The sequence below is a fragment of the Pseudomonas sp. MWU12-3088 genome (assembly GCF_023242405.1).
GTDB lineage: Bacteria > Pseudomonadota > Gammaproteobacteria > Pseudomonadales > Pseudomonadaceae > Aquipseudomonas > Aquipseudomonas kribbensis.
Window position 1 is genome coordinate 107,838 of record NZ_JALJEA010000001.1, and the last position, 22,786, is coordinate 130,623.

The following is a 22,786-nucleotide window of genomic DNA, read 5'->3' on the forward strand; positions in this document are numbered from 1 at the left end:
TCAGATCGAGCGCTGATTGACTCGCTGCATCAGTTCTTCCGCTGATTCCTTGCGCTCCGAGTAGCGGTCCACCAGATCCGGGCGGTCGCGCAGCAACAACGTGAATTTCACCAGTTCTTCCATCACGTCGACCACCCGGTCGTACAGCGCCGAAGGTTTCATGCGGTTGCCTTCGTCAAACTCCAGGTACGCCTTGGGCACCGACGATTGATTGGGGATGGTGAACATGCGCATCCAGCGTCCCAGCACCCGCAGTTGATTGACGACGTTGAACGATTGCGAACCGCCGCAGACCTGCATCACCGCCAGTGTCTTGCCCTGGGTCGGACGCACTGCGCCAAGCGCCAGTGGCACCCAGTCGATCTGCGCCTTGAACACCGCCGACATCGCGCCGTGACGTTCGGGCGAGCACCAGACCTGGCCTTCGGACCATTGCATCAGCGCAAGCAACTCCTGGACTTTCGGATGATCGCCGGGCGCATCGTCCGGCAGCGGCAGGCCCGATGGATTGAAGATCCGCGTTTCGGCGCCGAAGTGCTCCAGCAGCCGGGCGGCTTCTTCCACCAGCAAGCGGCTGAAGGAGCGTGGGCGGGTCGAGCCGTAGAGCAACAGGATGCGGGGCTTGTGCGCGCCATCGTTGCGGTCGGTGTTGTGAATCAGTGATGGATCGAGATTGGGCAGGTCGGTCATGACGACTCCGGTCACAGCAGGCTGATGCGGTCGAGTTCGCGCTTGAGGGCGGCGCGCTCGAGTTCGGCGAAGGGCAGGGCGAGGAAGGCCCGGCAGCGGGTTTCGATCCGGGCGAGGGTGGCGTGGAAGGCTGCGTTGATAGCGGTCTCATCGCCATGCACTTCCGACGGATCCTCCAGTCCCCAATGGGCTTTCAGGGCCGGGCCGAAGTACACCGGGCAAGCTTCGCCGGCGGCCTTGTCGCACACGGTGATGACAATGTCCGGCGGATTGTCTTCGAAGGCATCGTTGCCCTTGCTGCTCAACCCTGCGATGGAAATGCCGGCCTCCTGCAACGTGGTCAGGCTGCGCGGCAGCACCCGGCCCTTGGGGAAACTGCCGGCGCTGACTGCCTCGAAACCTTGCGGCGCCAGGTGATTGAACATCGCTTCGGACAGGATGCTGCGGCAGCTGTTGGCGGTGCACATGAATAGAACGCGCATGATCATTCCTCAGCAACAGGCGGATGAATTGAGCGGGCGGTCACCCATGGCGGCGAGTCGCGCGCTGTTTTCATTCAGCCATGCGGTGTTGGCGGCGAGGGTGGTCTGCAATATCTCGCTTACCCATTCCGGTAACTGCGGATTCAGTCGGTAATACACCCACTGGCCCTGACGACGATCCAGCAGCAGGCCGCAGGTGCGCAGTTGTGCCAGATGACGGGAGATCTTCGGCTGGCTGTCGTCGAGTGCGCAGACCAGCTCGCAGACGCACAACTCGCCTTCTCGGGTGATCAGCAGCGTGGCCCGGGCGCGGGTTTCGTCGGCGAGGCATTTGAAAACGGTGGCGGGGGTGAGCATGAAGGTGCCCTGGATACATATGGGGTTTCGAATATACGGATATCCATATGTATAGGGCAAGCGCTTGAATCCATGAAACTGCACGCGTCGATAGAAGGCGTTGTGCGGCTCACCGCTTGCTGAAGGCCAGCCGCGCGGCAAACAGCACGAAAATCACCCCGGTGGTGCGATCCATCCAGCGAATCACCTTCTCCCGGCGCAGAAATCCGGACAGCGGCTGCGTCGCGCCGATCAGCACCAGCGACCAGATCAATCCCAGTACCACATGAATGCTCACCAGCCCGAACGTCCACGGCACCAATGGCTGCCCTTGCGGAATGAATTGCGGCAGGAACGACACGTAGAAAATCCCCACCTTGGGATTGAGCACGTTGCCCAGCATGCCCTTCAAGAACCAGTTGCCTCCAGGCTTGCCGTTGGCTTCAGCGGACGCCAGCGAGCGGCGAGGGCGCAGCAGCATGTTCAACCCGAGCCACGCCAGATAAGCCGCGCCGCAGTACTTCAGCAGGTTGTAGGCCAGCTCCGACAGCGCAATCAACGCCCCGAGCCCGAACGCCACCGCCGCGCCCCACAACAGGCAACCGGCGTTGATGCCCAACGCGGCGCGCAAGGCCTGTTGCTTGCCTTCGACGGTGGCCGTTCGCAGGACCAGCGCGGTGTCGAGGCCGGGTGTCAGCGTCAGCAGCGTCGCGGCAAAGGTGAAAGCGAGGAGGTTGTCGGCAATGGACATGGCGCGTGGGTTCCCTGTTCTGGATGGGGGAACGGTAGCGGTTTCAGGTGGGGGGATCCAGCAGGGTCGCTGGAATGATATTAATTTGATGGCATACTGTATCAACTCGAACGCGGCACAGGAGCAGGACGTGAGCTTTTTTAAGGGAAAATTCGATTCGTTGAGCAATTTGGTTTCGGATGCGGTGGCAAGTAGCAAGGATGTGCTGAGCGATGCAAAGGATAAAAGTATCGAGTACTCGCAAAGGGTCTCCGACAGTGCTGTTGATATGTACGCAGCAACCAGAAGCACGCTCACTGATGTCGCCGAAAGTACCGCGAACAGCACCGTAGTGACGGTGGCCAAAGAAAAGGCAATTGCGCTCGGCGATGGTACGAAAGTGGCTTATGAGAAAGTAAGCGTCAGTGTCAGCTCGGCTTACTCCAGTTCCAGCGATCGCGCGAAATCATACGCCAGTTTCAGCTCTGAAAAAGTCTCCGCCTATTTTTCAAAGACGATGGAAATCGACAAGGATACCGATCGAGTCGTAGCCGAGATCAAGGACAAACTGCCAGTAAGGCCAAAGGATGTTGATCACATATTCGAGCAAATCAAACAGGAAGCCCTGCGAAGAGCTGTCTCCGCATTTTGCCTGGCACCGGTGGTAGCGGGACTGGACAGGTCAAATGAGTTGAAGTACGCAAACTTGTCTCAGAGTTACGGTGAGTTTGCTGATAACAACTGGCTTCATGGAAACAAGAATTTCTCGAAGTTGGCGGATGAGCGTTACGACGCCCAGGAGAGGCTCAAGAAATTTGCTGGGGTGCCGGGTGCAGTGGAGGCCAACAGACTCGAAAACGGCTATGACCCTGCACAGGGAAAAACCCTGGATCCGTTTTCGACAGACATCGAACACATCATTCCAAAGAAAGAAATTTATCAGGACATGATCCTGCGTCTGGCGACTGACGACGGGGAAATTATTGAGGCGATGAATTTCAGTGAGAACCTGATATTCGCCGATCAATCGCTGAATCGCTCGAAAAGTGATATGGATCTGGTCCAGTACATCAAGAATCGAGGTGCGCGTGACCCGGATGATCCGGATCGCATCATGTTCATTGTCGGGGTTGATAAGAAAGAAGTTTGGATTAGCGAGAAAGAAGCCTTGGCCAAGTATGAACAGGCGCAAGAGGAACTCGCAGCGCTTCGCCGCGAGGCCATGAAGGAAATAGGGCTGAGCGTGGCAAGCGCGGGTGCGCGAATGGCCGCTCAGCAAGTCGTCGGTCTGATTGTTGCTGAAACAGTGGATATTTTCATTGATGAGATTAAAGACATCACCCAGAGCAGCCTGATCACCGATAAGAAGGGAATCATGGCTTCGCTCGACGAGCGAAGAATGGCATTGGCGAATAAGCTGAATGCTCGATTCGAGGAGCGTCAGATCATGCAGCGTGCCAAAGAGGCGGGTATCGAAGGTGGTATCGCTGGGGTATTGAGTTCAATTCCTCAGATCTTGATTTCGATGTTGGTGAAGCTTCCAGCGCTTGTCCTGTCGATCATTCGGGAGTGCACGCTTTCAACGGTTCGCTGTGTTCGGGTGATGCTGAGCAATCTTGAGGACAAGTACGAAAAGATAGGTGTGATTCTGTTTGGCGCTGCGACCACCGTGATCGGACTCTACGTTGCCACCACCCTTTCCAAGGCGCTGATGAGCGTGCCTCTGTTGAATTTGTTCAATCACTCGGTTGCTGATGTGCTCTCCGGTGTATTGGTAACGGCGGTTCCGCTGGCTGCGATTTATGTGTTTGATCAAAACAAGTCGAATTTCATGTTTAAAAGCATTTCCGAAGATGACGTGAATCAGAGTGTTGTATAAAAAATTATTGAAATTTGATGGCGAGTTATTTGTTCGAGACAACTAAGTAAAAGAGAGCGTAGATGATCCGATTTTCGACTTTTTAATGGAAATTATCGATATGACTGTCAAACCCAACATCGGTGCTCATGCAGGTACAGTGAACAACCAGCTTACGTTCACGAACGCTTTCAATCGTATCGGCGCCTCGCCAGGAACATCCTACTTCACCACTGGAAATGGTACGGCGTTCACTGCGCAAGCGCGTCTCACACGCCGGGGAGACCGAGTAGGAGAGCCGGTCATTGTGTTTTATTCAAACGGGGTTGAAAGAGCTCGAGCGTATGCTTGCTGTTGGGGGCGGCAGACCAACTGCAATAAAACCCATATCAATACCTATACGGCGGCGATTTAATAGCATCAGAAAAAGGGGGGAACGGTAGCGGTTTCAGGCTGGGGATCCAGCAGGGATATCAGACGCGGTTCGATGCTGTGGGGTTGTATCTCGAGTATCGCCAGCGTGACCGGCAATTTGAAACGCCGAGGGCCGGCGCTGCCGGGGTTCACATATATACGGTCTCCGCGCCATTCGATGCGGGGTTTGTGGGAATGGCCGGTGATGATGAGCCTGATGCCCGGATCGAGATCGGCGGGGACGTCGGCGATATCGTGGACGAGGAGGGTTGGCCAGCCGTTGAGGGTGAAGGTCAGGAGGTCGGGGAGGTTTTCGGCCCACGGGCTGTTGAGGTCGTTGTTACCGCGCACGGCGTGGACAGGGGCGATTTTTACCAGTTGGGCGAGGATGTCCGGGTTGCCGATGTCGCCGGCGTGGATGATCTGGTCACAGCCCTGGAGCGTGGCGAGGGCTTCGGGGCGGAGAAGGTTGTGGGTGTCGGAGATCAGGGCGGTTTTCATGGGGGCACTGTGGCGTTTACGGGCAGGAGTGTCTGTTTTCGACCAAAAGCAGTCATTCGATGTGTCTAGACTAGCCGACACTGAATAACCGCTGCTGGTTACAGGGTGTCAATGAAGTGTTTGATATGGAGTCATTGGTCGCTCCGAATTTATAAGGAAGAATGCTGTTGTCTGCTACCAAGGAATTCATTTCCCTGCACTTAGATAAGGCCTCGGCGCAACTGCGTGCCGAGGCGCTTGAGCAAAATCGGGCTCTCCATCTGGAGTTACAAGAGCTGAAGGCGTCCAGCGCTCGTCTGCTCCACGAAGTTCAGAGCCAGATGGGCAATGCCGAGGCGAAGGTCTCCGAGCGGGCCATTGAGAAAACACTGTCGATTCTTCAGCATATCAAGCAGTGGATTCTCGCGGTCGGAACCTTCATTACCCTGGCATTGGCCGTGGGAGCATTCGTTGGCTACAAGAACCTTACCGACAGCCTGACGAACACCTTCACGAACAAGGTTGATCGGTGGTTACGCTTCGAGGAGGGTGATAGCGATGAAAGCAAGGCGCTTGATGCAATGCGCACCCAGGCACTGCTGGACGCCTACATGGTGCGTTTCGCCCGTGAGCGTCTGCATGGGCGCAGTGGTTCATTGTCTCTGACAGAAGCTGAGCGGCAGCGCCTGCTCGCGATCCTTCAAAATCCGTCATCGGACCTTGGGCAGTTTTCCGACGCTTTGAACATCATTACCCGTAGTCGTGGGCTCTTCGCGCCGGCCTGGACGGACGACCCAACCAGTAAGGCCCTTGCCCAATTGGTAAACGACTCGTCTTTGAGCCAGCGCAAGCGAGTGTTGCTGCTGGAGCGGATGAAGTTCGACCGTGCTTTCCTGCCTTTCTCGCGCAACCTCATCGCTGACGCAGATTATGATTGGTCCATGAAAATGCTGGCATTCGATAACCTCAAACTATTCGAGGATCCTAACGCCCTGGTATTCGCACAGGCCAATGTGGCAAAGGTGGATCTCTACTATCGTTCCAAGCTGGCGTTCTATATCGCGCAGAAGACAGGGTCTTATGCTGCGGTGAACGAATATGCTCAGTTCCTGCGCGAGACAAAGCCAGAGCGGTGGCAGTCCAATCTTCTGGAACTGGTGGGAGGCCTGGGTGGAATCTTGCCAAACACTGGCGAGTTGCCGCTGGAGGATGTCAGCGCCCTGATCGGTGATAGCGTGATGTTGGGGGCGGGCATTCGTTTGACTGACCTGCTAGGTAACAGACGCTTGGCACTTGAATTGGATGGAGGCTACTCGGAACTGATCGAGCCCGGCCGTTGGCTCAATGAGCCACGAGTGATTGGTGCAATTATCCGACGTCAGTCACTTTCACCTGATTGGTTGGCCAGGGTGGTCTCGTTCTTTCAGGTCGAAGACCATGGTTACGAACTAGCGACGCTGCAACTCACGCTTCGAGGCGAGGAGCGCCTGCTGACGCAACAGGGTGCCGTCGGTGCCAGCGACGTGCGTGGCCAGGTGTGGTTGAGGGTTGAAGCCGTTCCGGGGGGGCATCGGCTTAGCGCGACCTGGCGCGATGCGGATACTGGGCGGATATCGGCAAGCGTCATTGATTCCCCGCAGCACTTGCCAAAAAGCATTTTCCAACTGTCGTTTGATCCCCAGTTGTTGAAAAGCCTGACCTATGAAATGCGCGTCTATGATGACTACCTATGATTTGAAGAGGCGCTCAGCCTTGCAGAGCCTGGGGGATGTAGCGAGCCCCGGAGAAAGGAGAAAATAGTGAAAAGGGGACTTGTGAAAAGTGTGTGAAAAGGGGACTGATTTATTATTGAACAATAGATCAGCCTTCTTTTCGAAACGTTTCGAGGTGAGAGGCCGCTCACCACCAAGCCGGGGCGTGCGGTGACGCCTTGAAATCAAGAGCCTCCAGGTCAACGAGTAGAGAGCCATCCTTAATCAAAATAACGCCTTCGTGCGATATAAAGCTTGCAACCCACTCAGCCTGTGAGGGGTGATAAACGCACAAACTGTCGCACTCGTTGATAAAGTCGACTTCATTAAGGGCAATCGCTCTAATCAAATCATCGGTTATTGGCAGTCGCTGAGTGCATCTGCCGGCAAGATGACCGGCATACGTTGTCACCGGTGTAGCATTGACAGTGGTGGGGGAGCTGACACGATAACCAATTATATTATCGACCCTGGACTCTGGATAAAGCCAAATCACCAGTTCAAGTCGCGTCTGATTCGAGAGTTTGGAAAGCAATAGAATTTGCCTGTCAAAGCGGTTCTCTGTGATGAAAAGCGTCGCATCAATATTGGCTACCATTTCCGGAGCCCCCTACTCAGCCAATGTGTCGAGCGTAGACTACAACTAGGGCGAAAGGGCGAAACAGAGCATCAAAGTTCAATCGCCCACGTCTGACTCACCAGCTCTTTCCCGAAGCTGAATATCGACTCTTCCTCAACCAACTCAAACCCCGCCCGCTGATACAACTTGCGCGCATCCACCAGATTGCTGGTCGTCCACAAAATCATCTTTTTATACCCGACATCCCGGGCAAACCTCAGGCATTCCTCGACGAGTCGGTTGCCGATCCCCAGCCCCCGAGCGATGGCGTCCACAAACAGCATGCGCAGTTTTGCCGTGGTTGCGTCGTGCCGGATGACAAACACCGACCCGACAACCTTGCCATCCTTTTCCGCAATCCAGCAGCGCTCGCTGGCAGGGTCGAACTCGCGCAGGTACTTGGCGACGATCTCGGAGACCAGCGCTTCGAACTCCCAGTTCCAGCCGTATTCGCGGGTGTAGATCACGGTTTGTTGCTGCACCACCAAGCCCATGTCGCCGGGTTGCGGGTCGCGCAACAGGTAGGCGGATTGCTTGCCGCCCTCGAGCAAGGTCTGGATCTGTTTCATGGACTCGATCAACTGTAATTGCTGCGGCTCGGCCATGCGTTCGAGCAGGGTGATGACTTCCTGTCGCGAGGCCTGTTCAAGCGGGGCCAGGATCGAGCGGCCGAGGTCGGTGATGTGCAACAGGCTGGCGCGGGCGTCGGTGGCGGAGGGGACTTTCTGGATCAGGCCTTTTTTGTCGAAGCCGTTGATGATCCGGCTCATGTAACCGGCATCCAGGCTCAGCATCTGTCGCAGGTCGGCGCTGGTCAGATCGCCGCCGGAGGCGAGTTCGTAAAGGATGCGCAGCTCGGTCAGCGAGTAGTCGCTTTGCAGCAGGTGTTCCTGCAGAACGCCGATCTGATGGGTGTAGAAACGGTTGAATTGCCGGACGATGTCGGCGCGTTCGATGAGAGGAGGCGTGGACATGATAGGTGCTCAAATGGTTGCCTTGAGCAACTATATAATTGCCTAAAGCAATCAAGTCAAATGAATTGCTGACCAACGGCAGCCTCCCTTATCCTGCGTGTTCATGGAGCCACACTCATAAGGAAATAGCGTGAAATTACTTATTGCTGCGTCTGTATTGGCCGTTCTGGCTGGTTGTGCATCTCACGGTAAAAGCGACGAAGCCATTTACCGCGAAGCCGCCGACGCCCACGTCATGACGCTTCCCGCCGGGCAGAACAAGGTCAGCCTGGTCGCCACCAAAATCCTGAGTCACGGCCTGATCGGTGACAATCTGGCGATAGCCGTGGGAGGCGGGGCCAATGTCACGCAACTCAAGCAACAATTACTGATTGCCAAAACGGTTGACGGTACCGGATTCCTGATCATTGGTGCCGGAAAGTCACTCGACGTAACCATCATCAAGAATGCGTTTGAGTCGCTCGATCTGAATGGCATGCGCATCTACTACGCAGGCGGTGAAAATCAGAAAGAGGCGGTGCGCAGCGCCGTCGAAAAAGCCCGGGCGAAATTTCAGTTCATCAGCGTGCAATAAGCTATGGCCGGAGGGGGAAATCCTCTGGATCAAACCGTTCGCTGGTGTCCATTCGAATGTTTCTGAGACCCACAGTTTCCAGGTGTGATCTGTAGAGCATTTCCGAAAAATAAGTGATCAACAGTGTGCGACGACGGGCGCCCATGGAATTCAGGCTGCCGGCGTGAATGAGATCGGCATCGAAAATCAGGATGTCGCCCGCGCTGCCGGTCAATTGCACGGATCTGGACTCGTCGGCGAAGTCGACCGGAGGATCGTCGGGCGCAGAAAGATGGCTGCCGGGAGCGATGCGGGTTGCGCCGTTCCCGGGGCCGTAATCGTCGAGGTAGACCAGCGCGATGGCGGTGTCGCCGGGACGTTGCGCCGACAAGTCGCGGTGCAGTTGCTGGTGGCCGCCGTTGGCGAGCGGTTCGCGGCCTTCCACTTGGGAAATAAAGAAGCGCTCGCCAATCAATTCGCCCGCCACCGCCAGCAATGGTGGCAACCGGCACACGGCCTGAACCGTCGGGTCGGTGTCCAGCAGCGAATGGCGCCAATCGACTCCCCGAGGTACGGGCCATTCGCTTGAGGGCCTTACGCCGGAGTCGAACGTGTTCCGAAGTCCGGCCAGCCATGCAGCCGGGATTGCCTGGCGCAGCAGGGCATAGCCGTTTTGGTGAAGTTGCCTAGCGCAGGGCGTAGACCCAGGCATCCGTTGCCGTCCCGTCATCCAGAATCACCTTGGTCAAAACCCGCTGATACTCGGCCCCTTCAAACTCATCAAGTGCCGCCCAGTGCTGCTGGAAGTTTTCTGATGAGAAAATATAGCCTTCGATGACATCGCCATCTTCAGCAATCACCAGCCCGGGAAAACCCATTGCCGCACCCCAGCCGGCGTGCGACAAACGCCCCTTCAACGAAGCCGCCTGCCAGATGCCGCCGATGTTGAGCATCACATGCTCGTTCGGCCGGCCGGGCCCCAGGGTTCCATAAACGAAGAGACGTTCCACGATTGCTCCTGATAATCAAAAAAGGAGGGATCCTGATGTATCACGAATGCACAGGCAACACCGTCATCAGTCGGGAAGTGACCGGGTCAGAAACCCGTCGATCAACGCCACAACCTGCTGCTGGATCACCTCACGCGAACGACCGCCGCCATCCCCGCAAATGATGCCGTCACCCGGCGAGTCTTCTTCCAGCAACCCCACTGCGCCTGGCTTGCACGATGCCACGAAGCTGAAATGGCTGGCGTCGCTGATCTCGACATACTGCGACGATACCGAAGGCAGGCGCTTGGCGAGATTGGCCGACTCCAGTTGGGCGGGCAGGTCTTCGGATGGCACGCCAGCGCCAATTACCATTGTCGGAATCGGTAGCGCAGCGAGGCTTGCGTCGGTCATCCCACGTGACAGGCCCAGGTCCAGTGACACGATTGCGCGGACGCGTTTGTCGCGCAAGTCCGCGCTCATCCGGCTCTTCGATTCTGGCGTGTCGGCGACGTTGATCGTCTTGTAGACCGAGCAACTGGCCAGTTTTTGATGGGCTGCGCAGTCCTTGGCAAAACGCTCGGGGTCGAAACGTGAACCGGCGAGTTCGAGGGCAGTCCAGCCGCCAAGTGAATGGCCGGCTACCGCAATTCGACGCATCGAAACGGCACCCGTTTGCTCGGGCCGAGCGATGACTGCATCGATGACGCGGCTGATGTCGGCAGGTCGTTGCCACAACTGTGCAGCGGCTTGGGGGCTGCGGTCATGCGTCGTGGTACCGGGATGATTGACCGCCGCCACGATGTAACCCTGCCGGGCCAATGCGGTGGCCAGCCACGCCTGGTTGCTCCAGTTCCCTCGGTAACCATGGGAGAGCACCAATAACGGATGCTCACCGGTAGTCGGTGGTGCATCGCGCACGGCGGACGTCCCGACAAACACGATATCGTCGGCAATCAATTGGGGGGTGGCGGTGGTCCTGGCGGGATACCAGACGACCATCTCCAGCGGACGTTCGTTTTGCGCGTCCGGTAGTGTGGCGGTCCGGAAGCCGATGGGGTTTTCGTCAGCGTGTACGTTGGCCGAAAGGCAGATCAGAAGCAGGAGGCCAAAAGCGTTTTTCATTGTTTTTATCTTCCATGATCAAAGTGAGCAAACGGGACGTTCACCCAGACGTTCTACCAGTCTTACAAGATAACCGTCCGGGTCCTGGACGATGAATTCTCTTTGGCCGACTTCAACATCGTCAGCGCGATACCAGGTGTCTTTACATGCTTTGTAGAGTTGAAGCTGCGCGACGCCAAGTTGTTCGATGAGCGGGGCGACGGTCTCAACATCTATCTGCAGGTTGATACCTCTGCCGAAGGGTTTGCTCAGTTCCGCCGTCAGCCACTGACCTGCATTCGGCTCAACCTGCTCGAGCATGACTTGAGCGCCATTCAGATCGAGATAGGCGAAGCCATCTTCAGGGCGTTGATAAGCGATGTTGAATCCCAGGCAACCGACCCAGAAAGCGAGGCTGGTCTGTATATCCGTGACCATTAGTTCTGGAACCAGTTTGTTTCGTACAAACATAAGGTGAATTCCATTTCATTGGATGCGTTGCCAGGAACGCAGAGGGTCAAGTGGTGAGGTAGGGCTTCACCGTTTTTTCAAGAAGCTCTACCAACTCAGGATCCATGTACTGATAGTCATCCGGAATATCCAGCGAGTGAATCCGCTTGTGCTCCAGCAGCCGCGCGTACTCGGCCCGCAGGCGATTCAGGTGCTTTTTTTCCATCACAAAAATGAAATCGGCCCAGCGAATATCCGCCGGGCCGATGGTTTTGCGTGCATTGGGGCTGGTGCCCGCTGAACGGACATTGAAGCCGGGACGACGACGCCAGACTTCTTCCGCCGTCGGGCTGCGCCACTGGTTACGACTGCAAATGAACAGTAGATTCGTCACTCTTGATCCAGCAGTTGGCGGGTGGAACGAATGGGATAGCTCATGCCGAGTTGGCGAGCCCTGACCAGCTTGGTGGACCGGATGTACATCAACTTCCAGTTCTTTTCCGGCTTGAAGGTTGGCGGGCGAACCGCTTTATCACTGCCGTGTTTACGGGCCTGGTTGCGTCTCCAGGCGCGGGTTCTGTTCATGTTCTTTCCTCGTGAATACCGGGTTCAGCAGCCGCGGTAATACGAGTTGGGCGTATGGTAAACGCGAATCGGGAGTACCGAAAGCTGCAAGCATTGAAAATCGTCATATGCCGCCGTCAATGGCAGGCGGTTGGGGTTCTCACCGGGATCTCCTCAAACGTCTCTGCGCCGGAGGCAGAAAAAATAAATCTGTCCCCATTTAAAATCCCGAGGCACTGAGCTGCTGTGCCAACTCCAGCACCACCCGGCCACTGCCTGGCGTTGGCAACAGATGCGTAAACGGAATATCGATCATCCGGTCCTCACGCACGGCTCGCAGGGTCGACAGCACCGGATCCTGCATCAGCAACTGGCGTTTGCGTCTGGCTGGCGACCATTGCGCATCGGCCAGCAGGATCACGTCGGGGTCACTGGCGAGCAGGGTTTCGCGGCTGACGGTCACACGGTATTGGTTAATGTCGGCGAACAGGTTTCGCGCGCCGGCGGCGGCGAGCAATGTGGTGACGAATCCGCGTGCGCCTTCACTGTCCAGGCCTTTGACTTCGCTGTCGAGATAGAACACGGAAGGCGGTTTACTGCCCGAGCGGGTTGAAGCCTTGGCCTGTGCCAGATCGGCATCCATCGCATCACTCAGTTCCCGAGCGCGTTGCTGTTTGTGCAGCAGGGCACCAAGGGTCAAGAGGTCGCGGCGGATGTGTTCGAAATAATCCAGCGAGTGTCCGTTGCAGGCCGACTCCAGCAGATACGAAGCCACGCCGTTGCGCCCCAGTCCGCTGCGTGACGTCACGCCGTTGCCGAACGCCGTCGCAAATCCACCGACCACAAGATCCGGTTTCTGCGCGTACAGCACTTCGCTCGACGGATAGCGGTGCGAGATCACTGGCACGCCGAAGTACTCGGTCTGAGGCGCGCCGGTATCATCCAGATAGGCCACACCCGCCAGCGCCGGGCCTGCGCCCAACGCCAACACCAGATCGGCCGCATGCTGATTGAGCGCAACAATCCGCGACGGTGGTGATGCCCGCAGGTGCCAGGTTTCGCCACAATTGCGGTAGTCAACTGCCAGAGCCGGAGAAGCGCAAAACAGGGCGACGGCCAGAAAACACAGCCTTTTCACGAACGCTCCTTGATCAGCAGATCCTCGACCACTTCACCGCCCACCAGATGCACTTCGACCAGTCGCTGCGCATCGGCGTGGCTGCGCACGCCATACCAGCAGGTTTCCGGGTACACCGTCAGCACCGGGCCGAGGTTGCACGGGAACTGACAATGCGTCCGGGTCAGCAAAACCCCGCCCGGCGTCTCGATGCGGTCATGCGCGAGCAAGTGCCGGCGCAGGGTTTTCCATAGCTGCAAGGCGCCGCGCTGGGTGCAGCGCGGGCCGGTGCAGAGGAACACGTGCCGCGAATGCTCGGGCACGTGCGACCAGTCCGGGTGCGAATCGACGCCGTCGGTGGTGATGATGTCTGCCATCAGAAACGGTACGTGTAGCGGACTTCGGAGGTGAACGGCCGTCCGAGGTTGCCGACGTTGTTCGAGCGGCTGGTGACGTAGTCGCGGTCGAACAGGTTTTCCACCAACAGGCTCAGGCGATGCTGATGGGCACCGTCGAGATAGCGATAAGCGTCGGCATCCACCACCGAGTAGTGGCCGTACTCGACCTGTTTCGAGCTGATCACATCGCGGATATAGCGGATCGCGCTGCCGGCGCCCCACATCCGGTCAACCGACTCGTAACCGATGCGCGAACGGGCGAAGAAGCTCGGTACATCATTGATCGTCACCCCCGCGCGGGACTCGGTCAGGTTGCGGGTCATGTCCGCCTGCAGGCTCCATTGATCGTTGAGCGCCAGTTTGGCATCGGCCTCGAAACCACGCATCTGGATCCGCCCCTGGCCGTTGACCCACTGGATGTCGTCGAGGGTAATCAGGTCATCGATCTTGCGCTTGAACAGGGTGACGCTGGCACTGAACTCGCGGTCGATCAGCAAGCCTTTGTAATCGAGACCGAGTTCGGCGTTGCGGCTTTTCTCCGGTTTCAGATTGCGGTTGCCCAGTTCGTCACCCGGTTCGTTGACGAACAGTTGCTCGGCGTTCGGCAGTTTGTAGGCCGTGCCGTACTGGCCACGCACAGACCAGTTTTCATTGAGGTCGTACAGCGAAGTGAGCATGCCGACCGTGGCGCTGTCGCCGCCGCTCATGGCTTCGTGGCGGATGCCGATGCTCGGATGCCAGTCGGGCAGGGCATCGATCTTCGGACGCAACTGGGTGTAGAAGGCGTGGGCTTCAGCCTTGTCATTGTCGATAATCAGCACATCGTCCTGGCCCTTGAACCACTGGTTGTCCGTGCCGAACACCAGCACATGGCCGCCGGGCAACTCGGCCTTGCCCTCGGCCTGCACACCCCAGTCGGTGAACCCCCAGTAGTCGTTGTGGTTGATGGTTTTTACACCGCCATCGGACGTGTTGTTGATGCGCGTGTAGCGGGTGTCCCAGTCGTTGATGTGGCCTTTGACGAAATAGCTCAGGCGTTCGTTGACGTTCTGTTCGAAGGTGGCCGTGGCGATCTGCTGGATGCGGTCGTTGGTGGTCTTGTGGTTGTCCACCGGGCGGGCGAAGTCGAGGTTGGCGTCGGCGTATTGGTAGAACAGTTCCAGGCGCGCGTCATCGGCAAAGGACTGAATCGCCTTGGCCCCGAAGGTGGTGACTTCGTAGGCGCGGTCCTTTTCGCTGCTGTTCCGGATGTCACGATTGCGAAACGGCTGATAGCCGTCCGAAACGTTATGACTGACGTAGGCCAGCAGGCCCAGGTCGCCGAAGCCGTTGGTGAAGATGTTCTCGACCCGCGCATCCTCGGTGGTGCCGCCAAAGGTATCCACGCCCATGTTCACTTCGCCGGAGGCTTTGCGGCTCTGCGGACTGCGGGTGACGATATTGATCACGCCGGACACGGCTTGCGTGCCGAACAGCAGACTTTGCCCGCCCTTGAGCACTTCGATGCGTTCGATGGCGTTGGCCGGCAGGGTGTCCAGGTACAGGCCGCCGTACAGGCGATTGTTCAGGCGCACGCCGTCGAGCAGGATCAGCGTGTCGTCGTTGCGTCCGCCCAGCAGGGAATAGGTGCCGTAGTCGAACGGTCCGTTTTTCGGTGCGACGTACAGGCCGGGAATGAACATCTGCATCACGCGGCTGACATCGGCACTGGGGCCGGCGCGTTCGATCTGCTCGCGGGTGACGATCTCGACCTTGCTGCCGAACTGCGCCATGTCGGCGACGGTAGTGGACTCCACGGACGGCGCGGAAACGATTTGCTGGGTGAGTTCAAGCGGCGCGTCATCGGCCAGCAACAGCGGGCTGAACAGACAGCCGAACAACAGGGATGGAGCCTTGGTGTTGAAAGGTTTGATCATCGTCTTCTCGAAAGGATCTTCGCAGAAGAGCATGCAGGAGAAGGCATCGCGCACACGCCGACACCGGCCCATGCCCGCCCACCGCAGGAGTTTGCCAAACAGCATTTCAGGCCGGTCTCCGGGCTCGCGCGTCTGGACGCTTTCACCTTCCCATGGCCGTCTGGCCACAGTGGTGTGTCGAAAGCATCACGCGCCTACCGTTGCGGGGGCAGCACCGGACTTGTTCGAAAAGAACGTACCGGTTTCCCGTTTCACCCCATGCACGGCGGCATGGGACACCTGAAACAGGGCGGCATCTGAACATTCGGATGACCGCTCGTCAACTTTCCGGGTCAAGCCTCGTGCGTGTTCTGCTGAACGAAGCGCTCGATCAACCACCGCGCCGCCGGGCCCGGTGGTACATCGGTGCGGTAGATCGCGTCGAAGGTGTATTGCCCGCTGGCGTACTCCGATAAATCCAGTTGTACCAGTCGGCCGCTGTCCAGATCCTCCTGAATCATCGGCTTCGGCATGTTGCCCCAGCCGATGCCCTCACGCAGCAACATGTGTTTGGCACCCAGGTCCGCCAGGCGCCAGGTGCGGTTGCTCAGCACGGCGAACTCCCTGTCCTTGGTCAGGCGTGAGCGGTCGGACAGCACCAGCTGTGTGTGCTCGCGCCCGGCACCCGGAACATTGCCTTCGGCGGTCGCCAAAGGATGATTCGGCGCTGCCACCGGAATCAGCTCGACGCTGCCGATGCCGATTCTCTCGATGCCGTTGATGCCGTCGTTCATCGGCCCGCTGACGCCAACCACCGCGCCGCGATTGATCACCAACTCGGTCACGGCGCCGAGCGCTTCCATGTGCAGATGCAGGGCAACGGTGGGGAACTCTTCGCGAAAGGATTTCAGCGCATCGACCACGCGCTCGGCGGGCAGCATCACATCGAGCACCACATGCACTTCGGCTTCCAGCCCCTGCAGCAGGCCTTTGACCTTGGCGCGCAAGCCATGCACGCCGTTGGCGATGGTCCGGGCCTCGGCCAGCACGGTGCGGCCGGCGTCGGTGAGTTGCGGCTTGCGGGTGGTTTCACGATCGAAGAGGGTGACGCCCAGTTGCATCTCAAGGTTGGCGATCGAGTAGCTGATGACCGAGGTCGCCCGATGAAGCTTGCGCGCTGCCCCGGCAAAGCTGCCGACTTCGACGACGGTCAGAAAGACCCGCAGTTGATCGAGTGTCGGTGTGCCTGGGTCGGAGATCATGTCGGTGTCCTTAAGTCGCCATGGAGGCCTTTACTGGGTGAACAGCTTACCTATTTTATCGAACGTAACGATCTAAATTAGTCGGCTATTCAGATTAGCTGCCGAGGCGCAACATTTCTTCATCCGGACGGTTCAAGTCGAACCGGACCCCATTGAAGGAAATACTCCCATGGCTACTTCTGCAAACATCGCCCAAGCAACTGCTGTACAGAACGCTTCCGACACCAAGCAAGCATCGGCTGCCTTGATTGGCCGCGTCCTGCTCAGCGTGATTTTCATCCTCTCCGGTTTCTCCAAACTCGCCGCGCCGGCCATGATGATCGGCTACATCGGCTCGGTAGGGCTGCCGCTGCCGCAAGTGGCGCTGGCACTGGCAATCATCGTCGAAATCGGTGGCGGCCTGGCGCTGATCGCCGGCTACCGCACCCGCACCGTCGCCGCTGTGCTGGCCGCATTCAGCGTGGTCACAGCACTGGCCTTCCACAATGCGCTGGCTGACCAGAACCAGTTCATCCACTTCTTCAAGAACATCGCCATGGCCGGTGGCCTGCTGCAAGTCGTGGCCTTCGGTGCCGGTCGCTTCAGCCTCGACGCCCGTCGCCGCTGAAAGCCGAGCGCCGCGAGGGACAGGTTCCCTCGCGGCGCTTTGCCGTTTGTTGGCCGTTCCCCGCATCAGAATCGAGTAATCATCATGACCGTTCAGCAACATCTCTCTGGCTACACCCGCGAACCTGTCACTCACCGCACTCTGCACTACCGCACCAGCGGCAGCGGACACGGCTCGATCGTGCGGTTGATGAGCCCTTCGGATCTGGGCCAGTTGATCAAACCCTTCGTGTTCCTCGACCTGTTCGAAGGCGAGGCGTCGTTCATTCACAACATGCCGATGCACCCACACTCGGGGATCGCTACCGTGACGGTGATTACCGAAGGCAACCTGCGTTTCGAGGACGCCGGATCGGGCAAGGGCATGATCGATTACGGCGGTGTCGAGTGGATGCGCGCCGGTGGCGGGGTCTGGCACGGCAAGGAAATGTCGGTCGGCACGTCGCAGCGGATTCAGGGCTTTCAACTGTGGGTGGCTTTGCCGCCGGAGCTGGAGAACGCCAGTGTCGACAGCCAGTATCTGGAATCCTCCGCGATGCCTGAAACGGGGCCGGCGCGGGTGATTCTCGGCGTCCATCAAGGCGTGCAAAGCCCGGTTCGGGCGCCTGCCGGCATCAACTATCTGTTGGTCACGCTGAATGCCGGCGAAACCTGGACTTACGCTCCACCAAAAGGGCATGAGTCATTGTGGCTGAGCGTCAGCCGTGGATTGCTGGCGACACCGGATCTGGTCAGCGCGGGCGAAATGGCCGTCTTCGAGCCGGGCAACGGTGCCGTTACCCTGAAGGCCCTGCGCGATGGCACGGTATTCGTGATCGGCTCGGCGCAGCCTCATCCTCATGAGCTGGCGCTGGGCAATTACTCCGTGCACACCAACCCGCAAGCTCTGCAAGAGGGCGAAGAGAAGATCGCGGAAATCGGCGGGCGGTTGCGCGAGTATCTCAAGCAGGCGGATGGAGTGGGGGCGGTGCCGGTGTTCAAGTAGTCCAGTAAAAAGTCGTTTGATGATGCGGGCGCTACGGCTATAACTGTCGACAACATGGTTGGCAGAGGCTTTTATGGCGGGCGAGAGACTTGAAGACATCCTGACTAAAGGCCTGTCCGTGGTGTTCTGCGGGATCAATCCCGGTCTGTTGGCGGCGGAGCAGGGGCATCATTTTGCCGGGCGCAGCAATCGGTTCTGGCGCACGCTGCATCTGGCCGGGTTCACGCCTGTTGAAGTGGCCCCGGAAAACGATCGCTCGATCCTGCATTACCACTGCGGGCTGACTGCCGTGGTGGAAAGGCCGACGGCACGGGCGGATCAACTGACGGCGCAGGAATTCACCGCAGCAGCGGGGGACTTCGAGTGCAAGATCAAACGTTATGCCCCGCGTTATGTGGCATTTCTCGGCAAGGCTGCCTATGCCGGGTTGTCCGGGAAAAAAGCGCTTGAATGGGGTGCGCAGGACAGCACGTTCGGCGGGGCCGATGTGTGGATTCTGCCCAACCCCAGCGGCCGCAATCTGGCGTTCAAACAGGATCAACTGGTGACGGCGTATCGAGCGCTTTATCTGGCGTCGAGCGCATCGGGATAAAGCGCCGCGTGACTTTCATCAACGGTGCTGTGCGCTCAGGCATAATCCCGCACTGGGCAGCAATCGCCCCAATGGCACCCGGTCTGTCGTCCAGGAAACCCGCAATTCATGCATTCGCTCCAAACCGCAAACGAGTTCACCGTCCCGTTCGAAAGCCACAAGCTTTACGCCGATACGCTGCCGGCCAGCGGTCGCCCGCATTTGTTCTGCATCCACGGTGGCGGTGCCCGCAGCCGAGAAGTGTTTGCAGACCTTCGGCAGATATTGCACGGGCAGGGGATAGGCTCCACCGCGCTGGACTGCATCGGGCATGGACAAACCGGCGGCGTATTCGCCGAGTCTTCCCTGCAGCGGCGCGAACAGCAGTCGCTATCGGTCATCGAGCACAGTGGAACCACGCCGACCGCTCTGATCGGCATCAGCATGGGTGCCTACAACGCCGTGCGCCTGAGCGAAATCCTGGATGTCCGGATGCTGATCCTGGTCGTGCCCGGGATCTACACCCCGCAGGCGTACAAGGTGCCGTTCGGCCCTGAGTTCTCGGCGATCATTCGCCAGCCCCGCAGCTGGCTGGCGAGCGACGCCTGGGACATTCTCGGTCGGTTCAAGGGCCGGCTGCTGGTGATCGCGGGGGAACGGGACGAGGTCATACCGCTGGAAATTCCAGAGCGTCTTCTGGCCGCTGCGACTCAGGCACAGGACCGGCAGTTGTGGGTTGTTCCGGATGCCGGTCACAACGGTTTGTTGCCGCTGGTGTTGCAGAATCCCGAGTGGTTGGCCGCGATCACTGCGGGACTGGCGTCGAGTGTTTAAATGCAAGCTTGTGAGGGCCGTCTGATCTTCCATTCGTGCGACGGAATTCGTCTATCGTCAAGAAGATCAACATGTGGCCAGGATCAGGGAGCTGATCATGAATCGTCAGGAAGACCTCAACGTTATCTGGAAGCGGATATTCTGGATTTTCATAGCCCTGTTGGTGCTGGCAATTGCCGTTACTTACAGCCTGCCCGACTACAAAGTGCCGTTTATCGTTTGTATCGCCGGCAATGTCGGGGGCTATGTCGGGTTTCACCGACGACTTTCAATTCTTGACGACCCGGAAATCGAAAACCTCTCCCGATCATGGTTCGCTCTGATCCTGCCTTCATTCATAGGCGGGATACTGGCGGGGCTGTTGTATCTCTTGTTCCTTTCCGGCGTTATCAGGGGCGATCTGTTTCCGGTGATCGTTCCGGATGAGGATCCACAATGCCTGAAGCAAATCTTCAATGACATTTTTTGCCAGCACGCGGAAGGATATTCGGCCTACGCCAAGTTGCTGTTCTGGTCATTTGTCGCGGGCTTCAATCAGGACTATGTCGTTGACCTGATTGAAAACATAAAAGGGAGCGACAAAAAGACTGACTGAAGCAGAAGAGGGAGGCTCAGGGCTGTTTCTTAGAAATCACACCGACCATGTACTGATTCAAATCGCGAAAGTCGTTAACGCTCCAGGCGTGCGGCGGGATCTTTACACCATTTTCGCGCAAGGTTTTCGGGATCAGGTCACCGTTCGGGCGAAGGATGATCGAGGAGACGATCACGCCCGGGTAATCACTGAGTCGTTTCTTGAAGGCGGGCGTCGTCAGGTCGGGAGTTGGCGGATCGCTTTTATGGGCCAATGGGCCGTTTCCCTTGATATCGGGCCCGTGGCACACGGCGCATCTCTGTGAGTAGAGATTCTTTCCGTTGGTGTTGTCTGCGAAGGAGGGTGCTGTTTGAGTGATGAACAACGTGGCCAGTAAAGCCGTGAACGATGTTTTCATTTTTATAGGTCGATCTTGATGAGTTTTGACGATGAAGCGCATCGTGTACTTCCGAAGATGATGCGAGCGACGGACAGCTACCCGCCGCTGTAATGAATGAGCAGGGCGATAAACACCACAAAAGGTGTGTAAAGCACCAAACCGCCGACGACGAGTGCCCAGCCCCAGGCAAAACCGCTTTCTCCCTTGAAGCGGCCGCCACTCAGCAATTGCAGCACGAAAACGCCTACCTTGTACGCCAGCAGGTTGAACAAGAAATCCATGATGAAATCCATTTTTGATCCGATGCCTCCCTGGGCGTGCTGGATCTAAAGTGCCAATGTCTTCGCCAACTAGCGCTTTGCAGAAATTTAGTCATCCGAATTGCCAGCGCCATGCCACGGAACTTCCTGGAACGCCCCGCTAGTGATCAGTATTGAGCCGAGCTCATAAATGAGTTGCCCGTTGAGGGTGGGATTGTCGGAACACTGGTCGGCTTCTCCGAAAACGGTCCAGGCGTCGCTGTCAATTCGGACAGTTCCAAACTTGCTTTCTGAATGGGAGTGGGATGCCCATATGCCATGCTCCGTGGTGCTGACCGAGAATCCCAATGGCGCCAGTACCAGGCGGAGCGCCTCCTGGAACCCGATATCCGATGGCTGTGGACAGAACTCAATCAGCAGTTCTTTGCTGCCATAGCCTTCTCTGATCGCGAAAGCGTACATGGCCGTTCTCCTGCGTCTCAAAAAGGGGACTGATTTATTATCTGAAAATCAGTCCCCTTTTATGCGTTTATTCCGACTCACTCAGCACGCTGCGCCCCGAACAGAACGGGAACCGCATCCAGAAAATGAAACAACTCGGGCACCTTGGTGTTCAAGCTTCGAGAACCATCATCTTCCTCACTGATTGCGAAGTTGCCACTTTCGAGCTCATCAACGAACCATTCCATAAACGCAGCAACGGAGCTGCCCGCAACGTATTTATCTTCTTCGTCACTTCCAAAGTTGATGACCTGACCTACGGTTCCGCGCGCTCCCGGGTCCAGATCCACTCCGAGATGGTTGCCACCGTAGTCGTAGGCGAAAGGAATCCAGTATCGGTTGGCATACAGTGCCTGGACAGCGTCGGGAGTTCCTGATGTGCAGAACCTGCTCGCCTCGGTCATTTCTTCGGGCGACCACCCATCGATAATGTCGTTCCAGGACTCCCAATTCTCTCTGGCCTTTGCCAGCGACAGAAACTCAAGACCATAGAAAAGGCCTGAATTCGTAGCACCGCGTTGCCCGTCATGCCACCTGTAGAGATCCTTCAAGCTCTCTGGAAAAGGCCTGCCAACCAGGTTTTCGAACTCGGCGATTGCAGTGTTCGAACATCCCGGAGCCAAATCTTCGCGTATTTCAGGAATATTGGCTTCCAACCATTTTTCAAGTCGTTCCATCACCGCTTTCATCAAAGCTTCCCGGTTTAAAAACGTGCACGCTAACGTAGCTTCAGGTTTTGTGAAAGGCCGGAATGCCCCTCGGATACTTGCGCATACTTTCCTTGGAACTCGTGAATTCGCTTGCTAAAAAGCAAATAGTGAGCGCCGCGCGCCAGAAACAGCGCAGCAGCAATCAAGAATGCGCTCAAGTAGATATTGCTCTCTACGATCTCTATGGCAGTGCCGAGAACACTCTGAGCAGCAATGGCACATACGATCGCCAGAATATTGCAAGCAATCGCACTTCCGTAAAAAGCAAAAAGCGAAACAGTCAATGAAAATGCGACATGGCCCAGGCTGTCAGGTGTAGGCCCAAACAGGAATGGCCATACAGAATATGTGACATACAAAGCGATAATTAGCGCAAGAAGAGCGGGTGGTTTTTTCATGTCTGGATTAGCTTTCGTCCGAGTTGAATGCTGGTAAAAAAAGCCGAAATACTACCGATGTTTTAAGCCGCTGTCGTTACCTGTCGAGGGTGCTTCGCCAGCATTTACCGACGTTGAGTGTGCGCCTTTGCCAACTCAAACAGTCAGCGTACATCCAGTAAACCATGACGAGATTGGCCAGCAGAGAAGCAAATCAAAGCCTTGTTCGCGCCACATCACACCGCGTTTACCCCGCGTCAACTGATCGCACGTTGACACCATAAAGCCATCTCCTATCGTTC

General features: G+C 57.4%; 30 protein-coding genes and 1 riboswitch. Of the genes, 8 read left to right on the forward strand and 22 right to left on the reverse strand.

Going from position 1 to position 22,786, the window contains the following annotated elements; genetic code table 11:
* The 4 genes from arsH to M5B98_RS00565 form a co-directional block, all read right to left on the reverse strand.
* A complete protein-coding gene (arsH, locus tag M5B98_RS00550; protein WP_248741400.1) occupies window positions 1–690 on the reverse strand; it encodes an arsenical resistance protein ArsH in 690 nt (229 codons plus the stop codon).
* Between the two features lie 11 nt (window positions 691–701).
* Complete coding sequence (locus M5B98_RS00555; RefSeq protein WP_248741401.1) at window positions 702–1,172, reverse strand: arsenate reductase ArsC; 471 nt, start codon at window positions 1,170–1,172, stop codon at window positions 702–704.
* 9 nt (window positions 1,173–1,181) lie between these two features.
* Window positions 1,182–1,529 (reverse strand): metalloregulator ArsR/SmtB family transcription factor, encoded by a 348-nt coding sequence (locus M5B98_RS00560; RefSeq protein ID WP_248741402.1) that lies wholly within the window; start codon window positions 1,527–1,529, stop codon window positions 1,182–1,184.
* A 109-nt stretch (window positions 1,530–1,638) separates the two neighbouring features.
* Complete coding sequence (locus M5B98_RS00565; RefSeq protein ID WP_248741403.1) at window positions 1,639–2,259, reverse strand: LysE family translocator; 621 nt, start codon at window positions 2,257–2,259, stop codon at window positions 1,639–1,641.
* Between M5B98_RS00565 and M5B98_RS00570 the strand changes: the two genes are divergently transcribed.
* Entirely contained in the window at window positions 2,252–4,117 is a 1,866-nt protein-coding gene (locus M5B98_RS00570; RefSeq protein WP_248741404.1) for a hypothetical protein, read from the forward strand. The genes M5B98_RS00565 and M5B98_RS00570 overlap by 8 nt on opposite strands.
* Before the next feature lie 399 nt (window positions 4,118–4,516).
* Here the strand turns inward: M5B98_RS00570 and M5B98_RS00575 are convergent, their stop codons facing one another.
* On the reverse strand, window positions 4,517–5,011 hold the full coding sequence (locus M5B98_RS00575; protein WP_248741405.1) for a metallophosphoesterase family protein: 495 nt from the start codon (window positions 5,009–5,011) through the stop codon (window positions 4,517–4,519).
* A 167-nt stretch (window positions 5,012–5,178) separates the two neighbouring features.
* On the opposite strand from M5B98_RS00575, the gene M5B98_RS00580 reads away from it, so the two are divergent.
* A complete protein-coding gene (locus M5B98_RS00580) occupies window positions 5,179–6,723 on the forward strand; it encodes a hypothetical protein (protein ID WP_248741406.1) in 1,545 nt (514 codons plus the stop codon).
* 166 nt (window positions 6,724–6,889) lie between these two features.
* Here the strand turns inward: M5B98_RS00580 and M5B98_RS00585 are convergent, their stop codons facing one another.
* Both M5B98_RS00585 and M5B98_RS00590 read right to left on the reverse strand, forming a co-directional pair.
* A complete protein-coding gene (locus tag M5B98_RS00585; RefSeq protein WP_248741407.1) occupies window positions 6,890–7,339 on the reverse strand; it encodes a hypothetical protein in 450 nt (149 codons plus the stop codon).
* Window positions 7,340–7,410: 71 nt separating this feature from the next.
* The gene (locus tag M5B98_RS00590; protein WP_248741408.1) at window positions 7,411–8,334 is read right to left on the reverse strand and encodes a helix-turn-helix domain-containing GNAT family N-acetyltransferase; all 924 of its coding nucleotides are present in this window, start codon (window positions 8,332–8,334) and stop codon (window positions 7,411–7,413) included.
* A 130-nt stretch (window positions 8,335–8,464) separates the two neighbouring features.
* Here M5B98_RS00590 and M5B98_RS00595 point away from each other — a divergent pair, with 130 nt between their 5' ends.
* Window positions 8,465–8,908 (forward strand): hypothetical protein, encoded by a 444-nt coding sequence (locus tag M5B98_RS00595; protein ID WP_248741409.1) that lies wholly within the window; start codon window positions 8,465–8,467, stop codon window positions 8,906–8,908.
* Window position 8,909: 1 nt separating this feature from the next.
* Here M5B98_RS00595 and M5B98_RS00600 read toward each other — a convergent pair whose 3' ends face one another.
* From M5B98_RS00600 to M5B98_RS00645, 10 genes are all read right to left on the reverse strand, one after another.
* Window positions 8,910–9,599 (reverse strand): phytanoyl-CoA dioxygenase family protein, encoded by a 690-nt coding sequence (locus tag M5B98_RS00600; RefSeq protein WP_248741410.1) that lies wholly within the window; start codon window positions 9,597–9,599, stop codon window positions 8,910–8,912.
* Complete coding sequence (locus M5B98_RS00605; protein WP_248741411.1) at window positions 9,574–9,897, reverse strand: gamma-glutamylcyclotransferase; 324 nt, start codon at window positions 9,895–9,897, stop codon at window positions 9,574–9,576. Before M5B98_RS00605 ends, M5B98_RS00600 begins: the two co-directional genes overlap by 26 nt.
* A 66-nt stretch (window positions 9,898–9,963) precedes the next feature.
* On the reverse strand, window positions 9,964–11,001 hold the full coding sequence (locus M5B98_RS00610) for an alpha/beta hydrolase family protein (RefSeq protein ID WP_248741412.1): 1,038 nt from the start codon (window positions 10,999–11,001) through the stop codon (window positions 9,964–9,966).
* 18 nt (window positions 11,002–11,019) lie between these two features.
* Window positions 11,020–11,451 (reverse strand): bleomycin resistance protein, encoded by a 432-nt coding sequence (locus M5B98_RS00615; RefSeq protein ID WP_114882586.1) that lies wholly within the window; start codon window positions 11,449–11,451, stop codon window positions 11,020–11,022.
* A gap of 46 nt (window positions 11,452–11,497) precedes the next feature.
* Complete coding sequence (locus M5B98_RS00620; protein ID WP_248741413.1) at window positions 11,498–11,824, reverse strand: low molecular weight protein tyrosine phosphatase family protein; 327 nt, start codon at window positions 11,822–11,824, stop codon at window positions 11,498–11,500.
* Window positions 11,821–12,015: a hypothetical protein gene (locus M5B98_RS00625; protein WP_248741414.1), complete on the reverse strand. Its 195-nt coding sequence runs from the start codon at window positions 12,013–12,015 to the stop codon at window positions 11,821–11,823. The genes M5B98_RS00620 and M5B98_RS00625 overlap by 4 nt, the downstream gene beginning before the upstream one ends.
* Before the next feature lie 199 nt (window positions 12,016–12,214).
* Window positions 12,215–13,132: an ABC transporter substrate-binding protein gene (locus M5B98_RS00630; RefSeq protein ID WP_248741415.1), complete on the reverse strand. Its 918-nt coding sequence runs from the start codon at window positions 13,130–13,132 to the stop codon at window positions 12,215–12,217.
* Window positions 13,129–13,488, reverse strand: coding sequence for a (2Fe-2S) ferredoxin domain-containing protein (locus M5B98_RS00635; RefSeq protein ID WP_248741416.1), 360 nt, complete (start codon window positions 13,486–13,488; stop codon window positions 13,129–13,131). Before M5B98_RS00635 ends, M5B98_RS00630 begins: the two co-directional genes overlap by 4 nt.
* The gene (locus M5B98_RS00640; protein ID WP_248741417.1) at window positions 13,488–15,425 is read right to left on the reverse strand and encodes a TonB-dependent receptor plug domain-containing protein; all 1,938 of its coding nucleotides are present in this window, start codon (window positions 15,423–15,425) and stop codon (window positions 13,488–13,490) included. The genes M5B98_RS00635 and M5B98_RS00640 overlap by 1 nt, the downstream gene beginning before the upstream one ends.
* Before the next feature lie 91 nt (window positions 15,426–15,516).
* Window positions 15,517–15,723: riboswitch (cobalamin riboswitch) on the reverse strand.
* Between the two features lie 34 nt (window positions 15,724–15,757).
* Window positions 15,758–16,666 carry a LysR family transcriptional regulator gene (locus M5B98_RS00645; RefSeq protein ID WP_248741418.1) on the reverse strand — a complete coding sequence of 303 codons (909 nt, stop codon included), beginning with the start codon at window positions 16,664–16,666 and terminating at the stop codon, window positions 15,758–15,760.
* Between the two features lie 169 nt (window positions 16,667–16,835).
* Here M5B98_RS00645 and M5B98_RS00650 point away from each other — a divergent pair, with 169 nt between their 5' ends.
* From M5B98_RS00650 to M5B98_RS00670, 5 genes are all read left to right on the forward strand, one after another.
* Window positions 16,836–17,273 (forward strand): DoxX family protein, encoded by a 438-nt coding sequence (locus M5B98_RS00650; RefSeq protein ID WP_114882599.1) that lies wholly within the window; start codon window positions 16,836–16,838, stop codon window positions 17,271–17,273.
* 84 nt (window positions 17,274–17,357) lie between these two features.
* A complete protein-coding gene (locus tag M5B98_RS00655) occupies window positions 17,358–18,257 on the forward strand; it encodes a pirin family protein (RefSeq protein ID WP_248741419.1) in 900 nt (299 codons plus the stop codon).
* 73 nt (window positions 18,258–18,330) lie between these two features.
* The gene (gene mug, locus M5B98_RS00660) at window positions 18,331–18,849 is read left to right on the forward strand and encodes a G/U mismatch-specific DNA glycosylase (protein ID WP_248741420.1); all 519 of its coding nucleotides are present in this window, start codon (window positions 18,331–18,333) and stop codon (window positions 18,847–18,849) included.
* 108 nt (window positions 18,850–18,957) lie between these two features.
* Window positions 18,958–19,662, forward strand: a complete 705-nt coding sequence (locus tag M5B98_RS00665) for an alpha/beta fold hydrolase (RefSeq protein ID WP_248741421.1) — start codon at window positions 18,958–18,960, stop codon at window positions 19,660–19,662.
* A gap of 97 nt (window positions 19,663–19,759) precedes the next feature.
* Window positions 19,760–20,257, forward strand: a complete 498-nt coding sequence (locus tag M5B98_RS00670) for a hypothetical protein (protein ID WP_248741422.1) — start codon at window positions 19,760–19,762, stop codon at window positions 20,255–20,257.
* 16 nt (window positions 20,258–20,273) lie between these two features.
* On the opposite strand, the gene M5B98_RS00675 is transcribed toward M5B98_RS00670, so the two are convergent.
* The 5 genes from M5B98_RS00675 to M5B98_RS00695 form a co-directional block, all read right to left on the reverse strand.
* Entirely contained in the window at window positions 20,274–20,654 is a 381-nt protein-coding gene (locus tag M5B98_RS00675; RefSeq protein ID WP_248742145.1) for a c-type cytochrome, read from the reverse strand.
* 77 nt (window positions 20,655–20,731) lie between these two features.
* Window positions 20,732–20,917, reverse strand: a complete 186-nt coding sequence (locus tag M5B98_RS00680; protein ID WP_248741423.1) for a hypothetical protein — start codon at window positions 20,915–20,917, stop codon at window positions 20,732–20,734.
* An 87-nt stretch (window positions 20,918–21,004) separates the two neighbouring features.
* The gene (locus M5B98_RS00685; protein ID WP_248741424.1) at window positions 21,005–21,358 is read right to left on the reverse strand and encodes a hypothetical protein; all 354 of its coding nucleotides are present in this window, start codon (window positions 21,356–21,358) and stop codon (window positions 21,005–21,007) included.
* A gap of 77 nt (window positions 21,359–21,435) precedes the next feature.
* Window positions 21,436–22,086: an SMI1/KNR4 family protein gene (locus M5B98_RS00690; protein ID WP_248741425.1), complete on the reverse strand. Its 651-nt coding sequence runs from the start codon at window positions 22,084–22,086 to the stop codon at window positions 21,436–21,438.
* A gap of 29 nt (window positions 22,087–22,115) precedes the next feature.
* Complete coding sequence (locus tag M5B98_RS00695) at window positions 22,116–22,505, reverse strand: hypothetical protein (protein ID WP_248741426.1); 390 nt, start codon at window positions 22,503–22,505, stop codon at window positions 22,116–22,118.
* Window positions 22,506–22,786: the final 281 nt, after the last annotated feature.

Bases quoted from the DNA above. Each gene is read 5' to 3' on its own strand.
- arsH (WP_248741400.1), bottom strand. From the start codon at position 690: ATGACCGACCTGCCCAATCTCGATCCATCACTGATTCACAACACCGAC.
- M5B98_RS00555 (WP_248741401.1), bottom strand. From the start codon at position 1,172: ATGCGCGTTCTATTCATGTGCACCGCCAACAGCTGCCGCAGCATCCTG.
- M5B98_RS00560 (WP_248741402.1), bottom strand. From the start codon at position 1,529: ATGCTCACCCCCGCCACCGTTTTCAAATGCCTCGCCGACGAAACCCGC.
- M5B98_RS00570 (WP_248741404.1), top strand. From the start codon at position 2,252: ATGGACATGGCGCGTGGGTTCCCTGTTCTGGATGGGGGAACGGTAGCG.
- M5B98_RS00565 (WP_248741403.1), bottom strand. From the start codon at position 2,259: ATGTCCATTGCCGACAACCTCCTCGCTTTCACCTTTGCCGCGACGCTG.
- M5B98_RS00575 (WP_248741405.1), bottom strand. From the start codon at position 5,011: ATGAAAACCGCCCTGATCTCCGACACCCACAACCTTCTCCGCCCCGAA.
- M5B98_RS00585 (WP_248741407.1), bottom strand. From the start codon at position 7,339: ATGGTAGCCAATATTGATGCGACGCTTTTCATCACAGAGAACCGCTTT.
- M5B98_RS00590 (WP_248741408.1), bottom strand. From the start codon at position 8,334: ATGTCCACGCCTCCTCTCATCGAACGCGCCGACATCGTCCGGCAATTC.
- M5B98_RS00600 (WP_248741410.1), bottom strand. From the start codon at position 9,599: ATGCCTGGGTCTACGCCCTGCGCTAGGCAACTTCACCAAAACGGCTAT.
- M5B98_RS00610 (WP_248741412.1), bottom strand. From the start codon at position 11,001: ATGAAAAACGCTTTTGGCCTCCTGCTTCTGATCTGCCTTTCGGCCAAC.
- M5B98_RS00615 (WP_114882586.1), bottom strand. From the start codon at position 11,451: ATGTTTGTACGAAACAAACTGGTTCCAGAACTAATGGTCACGGATATA.
- M5B98_RS00625 (WP_248741414.1), bottom strand. From the start codon at position 12,015: ATGAACAGAACCCGCGCCTGGAGACGCAACCAGGCCCGTAAACACGGC.
- M5B98_RS00635 (WP_248741416.1), bottom strand. From the start codon at position 13,488: ATGGCAGACATCATCACCACCGACGGCGTCGATTCGCACCCGGACTGG.
- M5B98_RS00640 (WP_248741417.1), bottom strand. From the start codon at position 15,425: ATGATCAAACCTTTCAACACCAAGGCTCCATCCCTGTTGTTCGGCTGT.
- M5B98_RS00645 (WP_248741418.1), bottom strand. From the start codon at position 16,666: ATGATCTCCGACCCAGGCACACCGACACTCGATCAACTGCGGGTCTTT.
- M5B98_RS00650 (WP_114882599.1), top strand. From the start codon at position 16,836: ATGGCTACTTCTGCAAACATCGCCCAAGCAACTGCTGTACAGAACGCT.
- M5B98_RS00655 (WP_248741419.1), top strand. From the start codon at position 17,358: ATGACCGTTCAGCAACATCTCTCTGGCTACACCCGCGAACCTGTCACT.
- mug (WP_248741420.1), top strand. From the start codon at position 18,331: ATGGCGGGCGAGAGACTTGAAGACATCCTGACTAAAGGCCTGTCCGTG.
- M5B98_RS00665 (WP_248741421.1), top strand. From the start codon at position 18,958: ATGCATTCGCTCCAAACCGCAAACGAGTTCACCGTCCCGTTCGAAAGC.
- M5B98_RS00670 (WP_248741422.1), top strand. From the start codon at position 19,760: ATGAATCGTCAGGAAGACCTCAACGTTATCTGGAAGCGGATATTCTGG.
- M5B98_RS00675 (WP_248742145.1), bottom strand. From the start codon at position 20,654: ATGAAAACATCGTTCACGGCTTTACTGGCCACGTTGTTCATCACTCAA.
- M5B98_RS00680 (WP_248741423.1), bottom strand. From the start codon at position 20,917: ATGGATTTCTTGTTCAACCTGCTGGCGTACAAGGTAGGCGTTTTCGTG.
- M5B98_RS00685 (WP_248741424.1), bottom strand. From the start codon at position 21,358: ATGTACGCTTTCGCGATCAGAGAAGGCTATGGCAGCAAAGAACTGCTG.
- M5B98_RS00690 (WP_248741425.1), bottom strand. From the start codon at position 22,086: ATGAAAGCGGTGATGGAACGACTTGAAAAATGGTTGGAAGCCAATATT.
- M5B98_RS00695 (WP_248741426.1), bottom strand. From the start codon at position 22,505: ATGAAAAAACCACCCGCTCTTCTTGCGCTAATTATCGCTTTGTATGTC.